This window comes from Gemmatimonadaceae bacterium, from assembly GCA_035606695.1.
Classification (GTDB): Bacteria; Gemmatimonadota; Gemmatimonadetes; order Gemmatimonadales; family Gemmatimonadaceae; genus JAQBQB01.
This window is the reverse complement of record DATNEW010000027.1, coordinates 184693-200350: the sequence shown is the minus strand read 5'-3', so window position 1 is coordinate 200350 and position 15658 is coordinate 184693. Positions and strand designations below refer to the sequence as shown.

10 protein-coding genes and 1 pseudogene are annotated in these 15658 nt (G+C 64.9%); 6 read left to right on the top strand and 5 right to left on the bottom strand.

The window, feature by feature from the left end:
• Window positions 1-8: 8 nt before the first annotated feature.
• From VN706_14120 to VN706_14110, 3 genes are read right to left on the bottom strand one after another with little or no spacing between them, the layout of a single operon-like run.
• Window positions 9-821, bottom strand: a complete 813-nt coding sequence (locus VN706_14120; protein ID HXT16770.1) for a phosphatase PAP2 family protein — start codon at window positions 819-821, stop codon at window positions 9-11.
• Window positions 805-1944 (bottom strand): phosphatidylserine/phosphatidylglycerophosphate/cardiolipin synthase family protein, encoded by a 1140-nt coding sequence (locus VN706_14115; GenBank protein HXT16769.1) that lies wholly within the window; start codon window positions 1942-1944, stop codon window positions 805-807. Before VN706_14115 ends, VN706_14120 begins: the two co-directional genes overlap by 17 nt.
• A gap of 51 nt (window positions 1945-1995) precedes the next feature.
• Window positions 1996-2364 carry a response regulator gene (locus VN706_14110; GenBank protein ID HXT16768.1) on the bottom strand — a complete coding sequence of 123 codons (369 nt, stop codon included), beginning with the start codon at window positions 2362-2364 and terminating at the stop codon, window positions 1996-1998.
• An 86-nt stretch (window positions 2365-2450) separates the two neighbouring features.
• On the opposite strand from VN706_14110, the gene VN706_14105 reads away from it, so the two are divergent.
• Entirely contained in the window at window positions 2451-3350 is a 900-nt protein-coding gene (locus VN706_14105; protein ID HXT16767.1) for an enoyl-[acyl-carrier-protein] reductase, read from the top strand.
• Window positions 3351-3408: 58 nt separating this feature from the next.
• Here the strand turns inward: VN706_14105 and VN706_14100 are convergent, their stop codons facing one another.
• Window positions 3409-6582, bottom strand: coding sequence for a glycosyl hydrolase (locus VN706_14100; GenBank protein ID HXT16766.1), 3174 nt, complete (start codon window positions 6580-6582; stop codon window positions 3409-3411).
• A 219-nt stretch (window positions 6583-6801) separates the two neighbouring features.
• Here VN706_14100 and VN706_14095 point away from each other — a divergent pair, with 219 nt between their 5' ends.
• The 4 genes from VN706_14095 to VN706_14080 all read left to right on the top strand — a co-directional run bounded on the left by VN706_14095 (window position 6802) and on the right by VN706_14080 (window position 11982).
• Window positions 6802-7710 carry an SMP-30/gluconolactonase/LRE family protein gene (locus tag VN706_14095; GenBank protein ID HXT16765.1) on the top strand — a complete coding sequence of 303 codons (909 nt, stop codon included), beginning with the start codon at window positions 6802-6804 and terminating at the stop codon, window positions 7708-7710.
• A 151-nt stretch (window positions 7711-7861) separates the two neighbouring features.
• Complete coding sequence (locus VN706_14090) at window positions 7862-8848, top strand: class I SAM-dependent methyltransferase (protein HXT16764.1); 987 nt, start codon at window positions 7862-7864, stop codon at window positions 8846-8848.
• A 91-nt stretch (window positions 8849-8939) separates the two neighbouring features.
• Window positions 8940-9272, top strand: a complete 333-nt coding sequence (locus VN706_14085) for a PadR family transcriptional regulator (GenBank protein HXT16763.1) — start codon at window positions 8940-8942, stop codon at window positions 9270-9272.
• A 10-nt stretch (window positions 9273-9282) separates the two neighbouring features.
• Entirely contained in the window at window positions 9283-11982 is a 2700-nt protein-coding gene (locus tag VN706_14080; GenBank protein HXT16762.1) for an ABC transporter permease, read from the top strand.
• Between the two features lie 28 nt (window positions 11983-12010).
• Here VN706_14080 and VN706_14075 read toward each other — a convergent pair.
• Window positions 12011-12673, bottom strand: a pseudogene (locus tag VN706_14075) (alpha/beta fold hydrolase).
• A 126-nt stretch (window positions 12674-12799) separates the two neighbouring features.
• On the opposite strand from VN706_14075, the gene VN706_14070 reads away from it, so the two are divergent.
• Window positions 12800-15556 carry a zinc-dependent metalloprotease gene (locus VN706_14070; GenBank protein ID HXT16761.1) on the top strand — a complete coding sequence of 919 codons (2757 nt, stop codon included), beginning with the start codon at window positions 12800-12802 and terminating at the stop codon, window positions 15554-15556.
• Window positions 15557-15658: the final 102 nt, after the last annotated feature.

Below are 15658 nucleotides of genomic sequence, written 5' to 3'. Positions count from 1 at the left end.
ACTACGACTCAGCGCACGACGCCCAGCGTCAGCCCATGTCCGGGCGACCAACCGATGTTCAGAAGCGATTTGTCGACCTTGTTGCCGGGGTGCGTACGATGATAACGCACCACCTTCGTTCCGGCGAAGGTGCCGATCGCGGCACCCATGATCACGTCGCTCGCCCAATGCCGATTGTTGTACATGCGCGATAGGCCCACGGCCGTGGCGCCGCCGTACATCACGGGCCCGATGAGAAAATACGTGAGCTCGGGATACCACCGACTCGTTTCGGCGCTCACGGCTGCCGCGGCGGCGAACGCCGCCGTCGTATGCCCCGACGGAAACGATTGATAGTTCCCGCCTTTCGTGCCGCGAAAGAGTTGCCAGTTGTCCGGATTGGGCACCGTATCGACGAACGGCCGCGCGCGACCGAACGTGTACTTCAACCCGTCGGCGAACAGCGCGCCGATCGCCAACGCTTCGGTACCGTGGAGACCGACTTCGGCGAGCCGTTCCGAGTGCGTGGCCTTCCCGGCGGCGAACATCGATGCGCCGATCACGTAGGAGCCCGGCTGCGCGACGTCGCGAACGATGGTCGCCGCCGTCTTGAACACCCGGTTTTTTTGACGATAAGGATTCTGTAATACATTTGCCGCCGCCTTGTCGAGCGGGCGAATGGCGACCGTCGCGACCGCGAAGCCGGCGGCGAGCACTCCGTCACGCCAGGTGAACAGGGAATGCGAGGGACGGATCGTATCGACTTGCGCGGCCGCGGGCACCAGGGGCACCAGGGGCGCCGCGAGCGTCGCAGCCAGCAACAGACTACAGAGTGACTTCACGAGATCCTTCCAAATCAGCCAGAAACATGTGCTCGGCTTCCCGCCCGAGCGCGGCGTCTTCGATGACGGCGTCGAGCTCGTAATTGATCGCGACGCCGAGTGGGTTGAAGTCCGTGGAACCGACGCGTACCCAGCGTCCATCCACCACGCTGGTCTTGGCGTGCATCATCTCGCCTTGCCACTCCCAGAGACGCACGCCGTTGGTGAGCAGCCGCCGGTAGTAGCGCCGCGCGAGCAGCGAAACCCATGGATGATCGTTGCGGCTTGGCAAGAGAATGCGAACGTCGACTCCGTCGCGCGCGGCACCATTCAGCGCTTCGACCTCCGATGGCGACGGCGTGAAGTACGCGGTGGCGATCCAGATCGATCGCCGCGCCGAGATCGCCTGAATCTGCAGCGCGCGGGACACGCGCCAGCGCAGCGGTTCGCCTTCGATGATGCCGACGAGCGCGGGCTGGTCTGTTGCGGGATCGAGATGGGCGCCCCGCGCGGGCCGGCGCAGGAAGCGGTGCGATCCGCGCCGCTCGTGCCCTTTGGTGCGGCGCCACATGTGATCGAACGCCGACATCATGTCGTGCGCCGCGGGTCCTTCGATCTTCACCGCGGTGTCGCGCCAGCGCGACCGCTGCTTCTTCTGAACGCCGGTCGTCCATTCGCGGCCCACGCCGACGCCGCCGGTCACGCCGACGGATCCGTCCACGACCAGGAGCTTGCGGTGATCGCGAGGCACAGCGCCGAGCCAGCGGTGGAAGCCGGGCGCGTTGAAGATCGCGACGTCGACGCCGCGGTGGCGGATCTGCTTGATGAACTTCCGCGAGGTACCGCGCGCGCCGACCCAATCCAGCAGTAAGCGAACGTTCGCTCCGCGTTGAACGGCGCGCTCGAGCGCGCTCGCCATGTCCTTGCCGACCTCGTCCGACCGAAAGATGTAGCTCTCGAGCGCGACACTTTGCTCGGCGCCGTCGATGAGCTCGATCATCGTCTCGAAGGTCGCGGGTCCGTCGCGCAGCAGTTTGACCTGATTCCCGCTCGACACGTCCGCGGCAGCAATGCGCCACAAACCGCGCGCGAACGAGGGACCGGGAACGACAGGCAAATCGCTGTCGTCCCGGCCAATGATCAATGGGCGGGCAGGTTGGCTCACATCCATCGCGAATTACAGGATGCGTGCCGCCTACTGCGCTGTCCACCCGCGAACGATTCGCTCGAGCTCGCCAAGTTCAAAGGGTTTCGTCAACACGGGACGCTCGAGGGCGTTCAGGGAACGCTCGACGTCGGGGTCGCGGATGATGTCGCCTGTGACGAAAACAGCGTTCTCGGCCACCTTGGGCCGGTGCATGTCGATCCACTCGAAGAGATCGAAGCCGCTTTCGGTGCCCAGCCAGATGTCGATGAAGACGCCGTCGACCGTTTGCGATTCGAGCACGGCGCGGGCCTCTTCGCCGGAACCCGCGGTGAAGACCACGTGACCTCGGCGAACCAACCACGAACGAAGCGCTCGCCGGATCGCGTCTTCGTCATCGACATACAGTACTGTCGCCACCGCGCCCCTCCCGTGAACGTCGTCGCCCACTAGACGAAATGTGGGCGCTGTGGGTTACAATCCCTGAGCGGCCTATATTCTCCGCCATGCTTTCCCTCGATCTCACTGGCCGCCGCGCGCTGGTCGCGGGTGTCGCCGATGATGCCGGCTTTGGATTCGCCATCGCGAAGGCACTCGCCGAGGCCGGCGCGAGCGTGTCGGTGGGGACGTGGCCGCCGGCGCTGAATATCTTTTTGAATCTGCTCGAGCGCGGGAAGATGGATGAATCACGCAAGCTCTCGTCGGGCGACCTGCTGACGTTCGAGAAGATCTATCCGCTGGACGCCGTTTACGACTCCTACGACGAGATGCCGGACGAGGTTCGAAACAACAAACGGTATGCGGATGTGGGCGACTGCTCGATCGGCGGACTGGCCCAGCGGCTCGTGGCGGATTTCGGAGCAAAGCCGCTCGACATCGTCGTTCACTCGCTCGCGAACGGGCCGGAAGTGAAGAAGCCGCTGCTCGAGGTGAGCCGTAACGGCTATGTCGGCGCCGTGAGCGCGAGCGCGTATTCGATGGTGTCGATGGTGCAGCGTCTTGGGCCGCTGATGCGCGACGGTGGCTCGTTCGTGTCGCTGACCTACATGGCGAGCGAGCGCGTGATTCCGGGCTACGGCGGCGGGATGTCGTCGGCCAAAGCGGCCCTCGAGAGCGATACCCGAACGCTCGCGTTCGAGGCCGGGCGGAAGTTTGGCGTGCGGGTCAATACCATCTCGGCGGGCCCGTTGGCGTCGCGCGCGGCGAGCGCGATCGGCATCATCGGAAAGATGGTGGAGTATGTCTCGGCGAACGCGCCGTTGACGGAGAAGCTCACGGCGGAAGAGGTCGGGAACGCGGCGGCGTTTTTGTGTTCGCCGTTGGCGTCGGGGATTACCGGGTCGACGGTGTACGTCGACAAGGGGTATCATGCGATGGGCATGGCGGTCCCGGTGGGTGATGGGTGATGGGTGATGGGCGGTCATGGAGTCTCACGCCCAACCCCCATCGCACAACGCCCATCGCTCAAGCGATGGGTCCTTTCTGCTCGATCTCCTTGAGCCCCGCCGCTTTCAGCATCGCGTTGATCTTCGGCAGATTCTCGTTCATGAGCTGTTTCAGTTTCGTCATCTGAACGTTCAGCTCCTTCGAGACGACGGTGTACACGTCGTATGACTGTTTGGTCGGCGCGCCATCGGCGCTCTGCACCACACCGAGCAGCGCGCCAATGCGGTTGTTGAGACGGATGGGATAATTCAGCGGGTCCTGGCCGCTGCGATTCTTCGTCTGATACAGCGAATCCTCGACCTGGCTCAATGCCGCGCCAAACGCGCCGGCGAGTGCCGAGAAGGCGCCTTGCTGCGCGGCGGGGATTTTGGATTGGCGGTCGCGGAGCTCGGCTTTCACGCGGCGAATGTCGGTGACTCCGTCGTTCGCTTCGGAGAAGCGATCGCGAATCTGGAGCGCGAGCTTCGCCTGCGCGTCCCACTCGGCGAGCGTGGCCTTCACGCGCGGATCGGGGAGAATCCTGAACGCCTCGGTGGCAATCGGCTTGGCGTCGACCAGCATGCGCACCTTGTACGTGCCGGGCGGGACTTGCGGGCCCGTCACGCTGGCGGCCCAGAGGATCATGCCCGGGAAACTCGACGCGTCCGGATAGCGCATGTTCCACACGAAGGTGTTCACGCCGCGCTGATTGGGCGCGCGCGCCGGCGGCGGCGGCGCGAAGAAATCGTCGCCTGCGTTCGGCTGCGCGCGCGTCGTGTCCGATTTGCTCGAGTAGCTGCGAATGACCTTGCCGGTGGCGTCGAGGAAATCGAGCGCCACCGTGTGATTTGCCGACTTGAGCCAGTACTGCACGACGACGCCATTCGGTGGATTCTGGCCGGTGGGATGGACTGGCGCGTTCTCGGGCGTCACCTGCTGTGCGGCACCCGCGCCGCCGCGTCCGCCGCCGCCGAAGCCGCCGCCGCTCGCCAGGCGGTACTGATCGCGCGGCGTGAACAGGTGCGCGTCGCTCGCCGCGACGGCGTCGGTCATCTGCTCGAGCGTCGAGATGTCGTCCATGATGTAGAAGCCGCGGCCGTGTGTCGCGAGCACGATGTCACCGTTCTTGAATACCAAATCGTGAACAGGTACGTACGGCAGATTGAGTCGCAGCGACTGCCAGTGTGTGCCGTCGTCGGGCGAGTACCACGTGCCGCGCTCGGTGCCGGCCACGAGCAGGCCGCGTTTGTCGGGATCCTCGCGCACCACGCGCGTGAACTCGGTTGACGGAAGCGCTCCATCGATGCGCGCCCAATGCGCGCCGCAGTCGGCTGTCTTCCATAGATATGGCCGATCGTCGTCGAGCTGAAACCGATTCGCGGCCACGTAGGCGATGCACTCGCCGAACTTCGACGCGTCGATGCTCGAGAGGCGCGTGAACTTCAGCATGTCCTTGGGCGTGACATCCGTCCAATGCACACCGCCGTCGCGCGTGACGAACACCTTGCCGTCGTCTGATCCAGTCCACAGAATCCTTGGCGTGATCGGCGATTCCTCGATCACGAAAACAGTCGCGTAATACTCGACGGACGTCTGGTCCTTGGTGATCGGCCCGCCCGAGTTGCCGAGCGTGGCGGGATCGTGGTAGGTAAGGTCGGGGGAGATGACGGTCCAGCTCCGGCCGCCGTTCGTCGTCTTGTGCACGACGTTGGAGCCGGCGTACACGACGTTCGAGTTGTGCTTCGACACGACGATGGGGAACGTCCACTGGAAGCGGTACTTCGGGTCCATCGCCGGGTGGCCCATCGGATTGTCGGGCCACGGATTCACGTTGGCGGTGATTCCCGTCCGCAGATCCTTGCGCGTGAGCAGATTGCCGTAGCTGCCCGCGTACACGATGTCGGGAGTGTCGGCGCGCGCGGCGATCCAGCCCGACTCGCCGCCGCCCGCCTCGAGCCATTGAGAGATGTCTAAATCACCGCGGCTCGGCCCGCAGAGCGTGGAATTGTCCTGCTGCGCGCCGCAGACATGATACGGAAAATGCGTGGTCGCGATGACATGATAGAACTGCGCCGTCGCGAAGTCTTCGTCGCTCCACGTCTTGCCGCCGTCGACGCTGACTTCGGCGCCGCCGTCGTCCGACTCGACCATGCGGTTGGGATTCTTCGGATCGATCCACAGGTCGTGAGAGTCGCCATGCTGCATGCCGCGCACGGCACGGAACGTCTTGCCGCCGTCGGTCGACTTCATGAACGACACGTTGTTGTCGTAGACGACATTCGTGTCCTTGGGATCGGCGTGAATCTTCGTGTAATACCAGGCGCGCTGGCGGAGATTGCGATCGCTGTTGGTTTGCGTCCACGTTCGACCGCCGTCGTCGGAACGGAACACGCCGCCGGAGTCGGCCTCGATGTTCGCCCAAAGCCGGTTCGAATTCGCGCCGGATACGGTGACGCCGATGTTGCCCCAGATGCCCGCGGGCAATCCGGGATTGCGCGTGAGCTCGACCCAGTTGTCGCCGCCGTCCGTCGTCTTCCACAGACCACTGCCGTTGCCGCCGGACGATAACAGCCACGGCGTGCGCCCCGCCTGCCAGAATCCCGCGTACAGCACGCTGGGGTTGTTCGGGTCCATGACGAGATCGACGACGCCCGTTGAGTCATTTCTAAAGAGAATCTTCTGCCACGTCCGGCCGCCGTCCTTCGAGCGATAGACGCCCCGTTCGGCATTCGGCGCCCACACGTGTCCGAGCGCGCCGACGTAAACGATGTCGGGATTGGTCGGGTTCACGACGATGTCGCCAATCTGCCGAGTGTCGCGAAGCCCGAGCGAGACCCAGGTCTTGCCGCCGTCGGTGGTCTTCCAGACGCCGTCGCCATGCGAGACATTGCCGCGGATGGGATACTCGCCGCCGCCGACATAGACGATGTCGGGCGCCGACGGTGCGACGGCGATGGCGCCGATCGTTCCGCCGAAATATTTGTCGGTGATGGGCGCCCACGACTGGCCGGCGTTGATCGATTTGAAGACGCCGCCGCCGGGGCTGCCCATCCAGAATTCATCGGGGCGTGATGGATTCCCGGTTGCGGCGACGGAGCGACCGCCGCGATAGGGGCCGATCTCGCGCCAGTGCAGGCCGGCGAAGGCGACGGAGTCGCGCTGGGCGAGGAGCAGCGACGGCAGCAGTGCCGCGAGGAGTGGGAGATGTCTCATGGCAGAGAATCTGGCGCGACTCTAGTGGGGACGCCAATGAACAGATCAACTGCGTCATACTACGACCAGGTCCGGCAGAATCTGACCGGATCTGTTGAACGGCGCGGTGGCCGAATCTGGCGAGAGGGGCTGCTGTCCTGCTCAGATGTTGTCGGATCTTGTCAGACGTTGTCGTAGCACCGTTTTTTTGTGTCCGGCGACCCAACCAGGAGATCTACGATGCGTTCACTCATTATCGCCCTCCCGCTCGCAACCATCGTGTTGCCGGCCTGCGCGAAAACGGACTCGAACGCGCCCGCCGCCGCCAAACTCGGCGAAGCAACCGGTATGAAGACGCCCGAGTCCGTGCGATACGATCCGGAGCTCGATCTCTACTACGTCTCGAACATCAACGGCAATCCGTCGCAGCACGACAACAACGGGTTCATCGCGATTCTGCGCGCGGACAGCACCGGCGCGGCGATGAGGATGCTCGTCGAAGGCGGAAAGAACGGTGTGACACTCGATGCACCGAAGGGCCTCGCGTTATCGGGCGACACGTTATGGGTGGCCGACATCAATCACGTGCGCGCGTTCAATCGAAAGACCGGCGCCCAGCTCGCGGACATCGATCTCTCGTCGCAGAACGCGACGTTTCTGAACGACGTCGCGATCGGCGGAGATGGTTCCGTGTACGTCACCGACACCGGCATTGCGTTCGACGACAAGGGCGGCCAGTCACATCCGGGCACGGATCAGATCTTCAGGATCGCGGGCGGGAAGGCGACGTCGATCAAGGTCGATTCGCTCAACTCGCCGAACGGGATCACCTGGGACAAAGCGAACGCGCGATTCGTGCTCGGTCCGTCGGACGGAAAATCGGTGCAAACCTGGAAGGACGGCGACAAGACGACCGCAACGCTCGTACAGGGGCCCGGTCAGTACGACGGCGTCGAAGTGCTCGCCGACGGCCGCATTCTCGTGTCGAGTTGGGCCGACGGCACGGTGAACGTCGTGCGGAACGGCGTGCTGTCGAAGCTCGTGACCGGTGTGTCGGGGCCGGCCGACATTGCGGTGGATACGAAGCGGAGCGTGGTGGCGATTCCGCGGTTCAATGACAATCAAATCGACTTTTACAAGATTCCGTGAAGATTCGGCTGTCACCCCGAGTGAGCGAAGCGATCGAGGGATCTATCGTCCCAGTAGAGCGGCCAGCTCTCTGAGGGAGACGTTGGATCCCTCGCTTCGCTCGGGATGACGGTCTTTTGCCTCGGCATCGCTCGTGCATTCGCTCGGCAGCGTGTCCATATCGTACGAACCCGCCCACTGCGCCGTTTGCGGCCACTCGGACTCCGATCTCATCGCCGATCAGGATGACCTGCGCGCCGAAGTCGAAGCGCTGTGGGAATTCCATCAAGCACGCCTGCGTCCCGACACGCCACCCGAACGATTGCTCGATCGGGTGGCGTTCTCGCAGCATCCGCCCATCGCCGTCGTCCGCTGTCGCGAGTGTGGGCTCGTCTATCGCAATCCCGTCGAGCGCTCGCACGAGCTCACCGAGATCTACGCGCGTACCACGCCGGATCGCGACGTCCTGCGATCGCTGCACGACACGCAGTTGCCCGCCATTCGCGATCAAGCGCGCGAGCTGCGTCGCGTGCTCGGTCGTGGCGGATCGGGGCTCGAGGTCGGAAGCTACGCTGGCGCGTTTCTCTCCGCCGCACGCGACGAAGGACTGAGCGTCGAAGGGCTCGACATCAATCCCGAGATCAACGAGTTCACACGCTCGCTCGGCTTTGCGGTGCACGATGGCACGCTCAGTACGTTCGACGACGACCGACGCTTCGACGCGGTCGCAATCTGGAACACCTTCGATCAGTTGCCGGAGCCGCGCGCCGCGGTGATCGCGGCGGCGCGGTTGCTGAACGACGGCGGTGTGCTCGCCGTACGGGTGCCGAGTGGTGAGTTTTACGCGCGTGTGCGTCGGCGGTTGCGGAGCCGCTTCACGTCCGTGCGTCGCACCGCGCGGGCGGCGCTTGCGCAGAACAATCTGCTGACGTTTCCGTACCGCGCCGGATTCAGCGTGCGCTCGCTGGCGCGACTGTTCGGCGATGCGGGGTTTCGCATCGCACACGTGCGCGGGGACGTGCTGGTTCCCACCGGGGACGAATGGACGCGCCCGTGGGCTCGGCGGGAAGAGTTGATGATGAAGCGTGTGATGCGGCGCGTCGCGGCGGCGCGCGCCGACTGGGCGCCGTGGATCGAGGTGTACGCGATGCGCGCTTGATGCGCGTCTGACACCCGCGTGACATGCGCTTGACACGCGGCATCGCGAAGCGCTAACGTGCTCTCCCCCAACCTGGTTTGTGGAGAGAAGGATGGCGCGCGACGCAAGCGATCTCCTGCACGGCACACTCGACGTCCTCGTGCTCAAGACGCTCACCTGGGGCCCGATGCACGGCTACGCCATCGCCGAGTGGATCGGAGAGCGCGGCGGCGGTGAGCTGGTGATCGTCGACGCGGCGCTCTACAAGGCATTGCATCGCCTCGAAGACGGCGGCGCCATCGAAGCCGAGTGGGGGCTGTCGGACAACAATCGCCGCGCGAAGTACTACTCGCTCACCGCGCGCGGCCGCGCGCAGCTGCGCGCCGAAACGGCCACGTGGCGCCGCTATGCCTCGGCCGTCGGGCGCATTCTCGAAACGAGTTGAGCGAACGCTCATGCAAATTCCCGCCGGTGTGCGACGCGCGTTTCGGCTGCCGACGACGGCCGAGCGCATCGTGCGCGATCTCGACGACGAGGTGCGGTTTCATGTCGAGCGGCGGGCCGACGCGCTTCAGGCGCAAGGGTACTCTCGCGAACAGGCCTACGCCGAGGCGCTTCGCCGGTTCGGCGACGTCGATGATCTCAAAGACTACTGTGTTTCCATCGAGGTTGCGCACATGCAACGCATGCAGACGAGTGAACGGTTGGCTTCCATCCTTCAGGACGCGCGCTTCGCTCTGCGACAAATCGGCAAAGCGCCGGGCTTCGCGCTGGTCGCGGTCATCACGCTGGCGCTCGGCATCGGCGCCACCACGGCGATCTTCAGCGTCGTCAACGGCGTGATTCTGCGACCGCTGCCGTTCGACGACTCCGAGCGCATGGTGTACGTGCTCGGTATCGACGCGAAGGGAAAGCCCATGGGCAACATGGCCGATCCGACTTTCGACGATATCGTCGCGGCGAATCACAGCTTCGAGGCGCTGGCCGAGTATCAGGCGGGAGTGATGCCGGTGATCAGCGACGGAGAGGCGATCCGCGTCCCGTACGCGCTCGTTTCGCGCGGGTACTTCGACGTCCTGCACGTCACGCCGCTGCGCGGGCGGTTCTTTGCGCCCGAAGAGCAGCAACTCGGTGCAGGACCCGTCGCCGTCATCAGCGACGGCTTCTGGGAGCGGCAATTCGGACGTTCGCCGAGTGCGATCGGGAAGAAAATCCTGACGGGCTCGGGTCCGGTGACGATCGTTGGCGTTCTGCCGCCGGGCAAGGAATTTCCCGCGGGTACGGATCTGCTCGAAGCGCGCGAGACCTCCTCGAAGAACACGAGCTACACAGCGCACAACTGGAAAGTGATCGGTCGTATTCGGCCGGGCGTGTCGCTGCAGCTGGCGAACGCAGACCTCTCGTCGATGCTTCGATCGTTGCGCGCGCGGGTCGGCGATGCAACGTGGACCGTCGACGGCGCGGCGATCACGTTGCGCGAACGGCTCATCGGTGACATCAAGCCGCTCCTCGTGCTGATATTCGCCGCGTCGGCGTTGCTGCTCATCATCGCGTGCGCCAACGTCGCGAACTTGATGATCGCGCGGATGGCCTCGCGCGAAAATGAGATCGCGGTGCGCGTGGCACTTGGCGCGGGGCGCGGTCGCCTCATTCAGCAATTGCTCATCGAGTCGGGATTGCTCGCGGCGCTCGGCTGTGTCGCCGGTTTGCTGCTTGCGTACGCGGGTGTGAAGGTGCTGCTCGTGCTTCGTCCGGCGTCCATTCCACGAGTGAACGAGCTGAGCATCGACTGGGGCGTCATGACGTTCGCGGTCGCGGTCTCGGCGGCGACGGCGGTGACCTTGGGCATCATCGCGGCGTGGCGCGGAGCGCGCGGTGATTTGCGTGCCGCGCTCGCGCAGTCGCAGCGTACGATGAGCGGCGGCGCGAGCTACGGCGTGCGCGGGACGCTCGTCGTCGCGCAGCTGGCGATGACGGTGGTCCTGCTCATCGGCGCCGCGCTCCTGGCCAGGAGCTTCGTCAATTTGCTGAGTGTCGACCCGGGATTTCGCACGAAGGGAGTCGTGATCGCCGGCGCCGCGTATGAAGACGGCGACGGTCCCCCGGCGGCGGCATTCGATCGGCGTCTGCAATATGAAGATGAGCTGCTTGCGCGCGCTCGAGCGCTTCCCGGTGTGACGGCGGTGGGTCTGGCGAGCGCACCGCCCTTCAGCAGTGGGAGCAGCAACGGCATGTTCGGCATTCTCGCGAGTGCCGATGTGAAGCTCGACTTCAACTCGCTCGAGCCGCTGTTCCGCGACAAGTCGCATAGCGGATACGCGAATTATCAGCAGGCCACCGACGGATACTTCAAGGCGCTGAACATTCCCGTCATCAGCGGGCGCCTCTTCGACGATCGAGATCGGCGCGACGCGCCGCACGTCGCGGTGATCAGTCAATCGCTCGCGAAATCGCAGTGGCCGAACGAAAGTGCAATCGGCAAGGTCATCGAGTTCGGTAACATCGACGGCGATCTGACGCCGATGACCATTGTCGGCGTCGTCGGCGACACGCGCGAGGAGGATCTCTCGTCGCCGCCGCCGAATACGATCTACGTGTCGGCGCGGCAGCGGCCGTCGCACCGCGAGGTGCAGGTCATCATCGCGACGTCGAACGAAGCGGCGACGACCACGGCGGCGCGGCGCGCGTTCCATGATCTCCGGCCCGACGTCGCGCTGCGATTCCAGACGATCGAGACGATCATTGGCCGCTCGGTAGCGACTCGCCGCTTCATGCTGCTGCTCGTCGGCGTATTCGGCGTCATCGCGCTGCAGCTCGCGACGCTCGGCGTGTATAGCGTGATCGCGTATCTCGTGGCGCAACGCGGGCGTGAGCTCAGCATTCGCGTTGCGTTGGGAGCGCGCCAGCGCGACATCGTGCGCCTGGTGATCTCGCACGGCTTGTGGCTGGCGATGATCGGCATGGTCGCCGGGGGAGTCGCGGCGGTGTTCGCGACGCGAGTCTTGAAAGGCTTGCTCTATCAGATCACGACGACGGACCCGATCGCGTTTGGCGTGGTGTTCGTCCTGCTTTTCGCCGTCGCGCTCGCGGCGAGCTATGTACCGGCGCGTCGTGCGTCTCGTCTCGATCCGATGGACGCGATGCGAGCTGGGTAGCGAGCCAAACCGCCACCTGTTCGATCGCATCGGGTGGCGGCCAATGGCCGCCGTTATACCAATGCAACTCCTTCGGCTCCTCGGCCGCCTCGAAGAGCACGCGCGCCTGCTCGGGGCGAATGGTACGGTCGTAACGCCCGTTGATCATGAACAACGGACGGCCCATGAGCCGGCGCGCCGCGCGCCGCGGATCGGCGATCGTTCGAACGAGCGACGCGAACGGCGTTTCGGACGGCAGATCGCCGCCCGCGGCCAAGGCGACCGCGCGAACCAGCGGATCGTCACCCGCGACGATCACCGAGAGATAGGCGCCCAGTGAGTAGCCGGCGAGCGCGATGCGACGTGGGTCGATCGCGGGGTGCTCCGCCATGTATTGAAGAGCGTCGTGCGCTTCGCGAACGGCGAGCCGCCACTTCGCGACGAGCGCCATGGGATTGCGCAGCGACAGATTCTCGATGTTGCCCTCGCGCGTGCCGTGCAGCGGCAGGTCGATCGCCAGGCTCGCGACACCACGTTTGGCGAGCGCGCGACCAATGGAGTCGGCTATTCGCTCCTTCCGCGAGCTGAAGCCATGCAGCAGGACGACGCCCGGCGCGGGCGCGTCGGCGTGTGGCAGCTGGAGAATTCCCGGCACCGGCTCGTCGCCGGTGTCGAGCTCGACCGCTCGCCTCGTGAACGTCGACTTGGCCATGTCCCGACCCAACGCAGGTGGCGTGCGCGCCCGCCAATCAACGGTTTTCGCGCTCCGGCCGTTCGTGTGACGGAGGGCTGGCTCTCGGCCCTTCGTCGTTTCAGTCTCCCATCCCCATAGGTGTCTATGCGTACGAGTTCTACACTCGTGCTCGGTTCTGCGGCAGCAGCGGTCCTGGCGATCGGCTGCACGCAAAAGCCGGCACCCGCTCCCGCGCCCGCTCCCGTCCAGACGCGGCCGGCGCCGCAGCCTTCGGCTCCCGCCAACCCTGAAGAATCGCCCGAATCACCCGCTCCGGCCGCGACCGGCCGCGGTGGTCGGGGCGGTCAAGGTGGCGGCGCCGGTGGCCAGAATGGCGCTACGAATCCGCTTCCGTACAACCGCGTCGTCACGGCGCAGGCGAAGACCAAGAACGGTCTCTTCAAGACGCACACGATCGGCGATCGCCTGTTGTTCGAGATTCCTCGTTCACAGTTGAACAAGGACATCCTGCTCGTGCAGGAAATCGCGCAGACCGCGCTGGGCGCGGGCTACGACGGTCAGGCGGCGGGCAACCGCATGCTGCAGTTCGAGCGTCGTGAGAACAAGGTGCTGCTGCGCGGCATCTCGAACGAGATCATGGCCAGCGACACGCTGTCGCCGGTGGCGGGCGCCGTCTCGGCGTCGAACGTTCATCCTGTGATCGCGATCTTCAACGTCGAAGCGTACGGGCCGGATTCGGCGCCGGTCATCGACGTGACGCGCCTCTTCACGCAGCCGCCGACCGAGCTGTCGCCGGCGCAGCGTGTTGGCGCGGGTTATCAGATCGACGCGACGCGCTCGTGGATCGAGCGTTCGGCGACGTTCCCGGACAACGTGAACGTGTATTCGACGCTCACGCTGACGAGCAGCGGCGCCGGACGTGGTGCGGCCGCGGGTGGTCGTGGCGGCCCGGCCGGTGGTCGCGGCGGCGCCGGCTTCAGCGCGCCGACCGCGACGATCGTTGCGTCGTACAGCTTCCACAAGCTGCCCGACACGCCGATGGAGCCGCGCCTGTGCGACAATCGCGTCGGTTACTTCTCGCTGACGGTGACGGATTACGCGGGCGACGACCAGCGCATGGCGAACAACACGCGCTGCTTCATCACACGCTATCGCCTCGAGAAGAAGGATCCGAACGCGGCGGTCTCTGATCCCGTGAAGCCGATCGTCTACTACATCGACGCGAACACGCCGATGAAGTGGCGCCCGTGGCTCAAGAAGGCGATCGAGGATTGGCAACCGGCGTTCGAAGCGGCGGGCTTCAGCCACGCGATCATCGCCAAGGATGCGCCGACGAACGATCCCGACTGGTCGCCGGAAGATGCGCGCTACTCGGTGGTGCGGTGGTTGCCGTCCACGACGGAGAACGCCAGCGGTCCGAACGTTCACGATCCGCGTTCCGGCGAAATTCTGAACGCGCACATTCAGTTCTATCAGAACGTGCAGAACCTGGCGCGTACGTGGTACTTCACGCAGGCCGCGGCGAACGACCCGCGCGCCCGCACGTTCCCATATCCTGATTCGCTCATGGGGCGTTTGTTGGAATACGTGCTCGCGCATGAAGTCGGTCACACGATCGGTTTCCAGCACAACATGAAGGCGAGCTCGCAGTATCCGATCGACTCCATCCGCAACGCCGACTTCCTGCGCCGGATGGGCCACGTGTCGACGTTGATGGACTACTCGCGCTTCAACTACGTCGTGCAGCCGGAAGATCACATCGCGCCGGAGCTGTTGATCCCCAAGATTGGTCCGTACGACATCTGGGCGACGCACTGGGGTTACGCGCCGATCGCGACGCCGATGCAGGTCGCGCAGCAGGGCGCCACGCACACCGGCGCCGAGTTGATTCGTTCGGCCGAGGCGAAGGAAGTGACGCTCGACAAGTGGGCGCGCGAGCAGGATACGAAGCCGTGGCTCCGCTTCTCGACGAGCGGCGCGTTCGGTTCGGATCCGGGTGACGAGACCGAGGCAGTCGGCGACATCGATCCGGTGCGCGCGACGGAGCTCGGCTTCAAGAACCTGAAGCGCAACATGCAGTGGATCGAGTCGGCGACGGTGAAGCCGACCGACGACTTCGACGTGCTCGCGGAGCTCTACAACCGCGAAGTCGGCCAGTTCCGCACGGAGCTCGGCCACGTAGCGAACGTCGTGGGCGGCATGAACTCGCAGGAGAAGTACGGCGATCAGCCCGGCGTCCGGTTCACGCCGGTGCCGAAAGCCAAGCAGCAGGCGGCAATGAAGTTCATCGCCGAGAATGGCTTCCAGACGCCGACGTGGTTGATCGATACGGACATCCTTCGCAAGACGGAACCGAACGGCGAAGTGATGCGCATCGTGAACGCGCAGGGGTCGATCATCAACGCGTTGCTGAACGATGCGAAGATGACGCGCCTGGTCGAGAACGAAGCGCTGGCGAAGAATCCGAGCGACGTCTACACGCTCGGTGAGATGCTCAGCGATCTGCGCCACGGCGTATTCACCGAGATCTACGGCACTGGCCCGGTGAAGATCGATGCGTACCGCCGCGGTCTGCAGCGCGACTATCTGACGGACGTCGGCAACAAGATCAATCCGCCGGCGGCTGGTGCGGCGGCAGGCGGTCGTGGCGGCGCGGGTGGTGGACGTGGTGGTGCGGCGGCTCCGCCGTCGAACACGGGCGAGATCAAGTCGATGCTGCGCGGAGAGCTCAAGCAGCTCGACGCGGAGCTGGCGACGGCGCAGAAGCGTGCGACCGACGTTGCGACGAAGCGTCATCTGGATGATGCGCGGCAGCAGATCAGCCACATCATCAAGCCGGCGGCGGCAGCGTCGGCGGGTGCCGCGGCGGACGAGGAAGGCAATATCTCACGCTGGCCGTAAGCGAACCGAGTTGCGGGATGTGAGATGCCGGATGCTAGCAGCACGCTAGCATCCGGCATCTCGCATCTTGGCGTGTTAACATGCAGGAATGCCAAACCGACA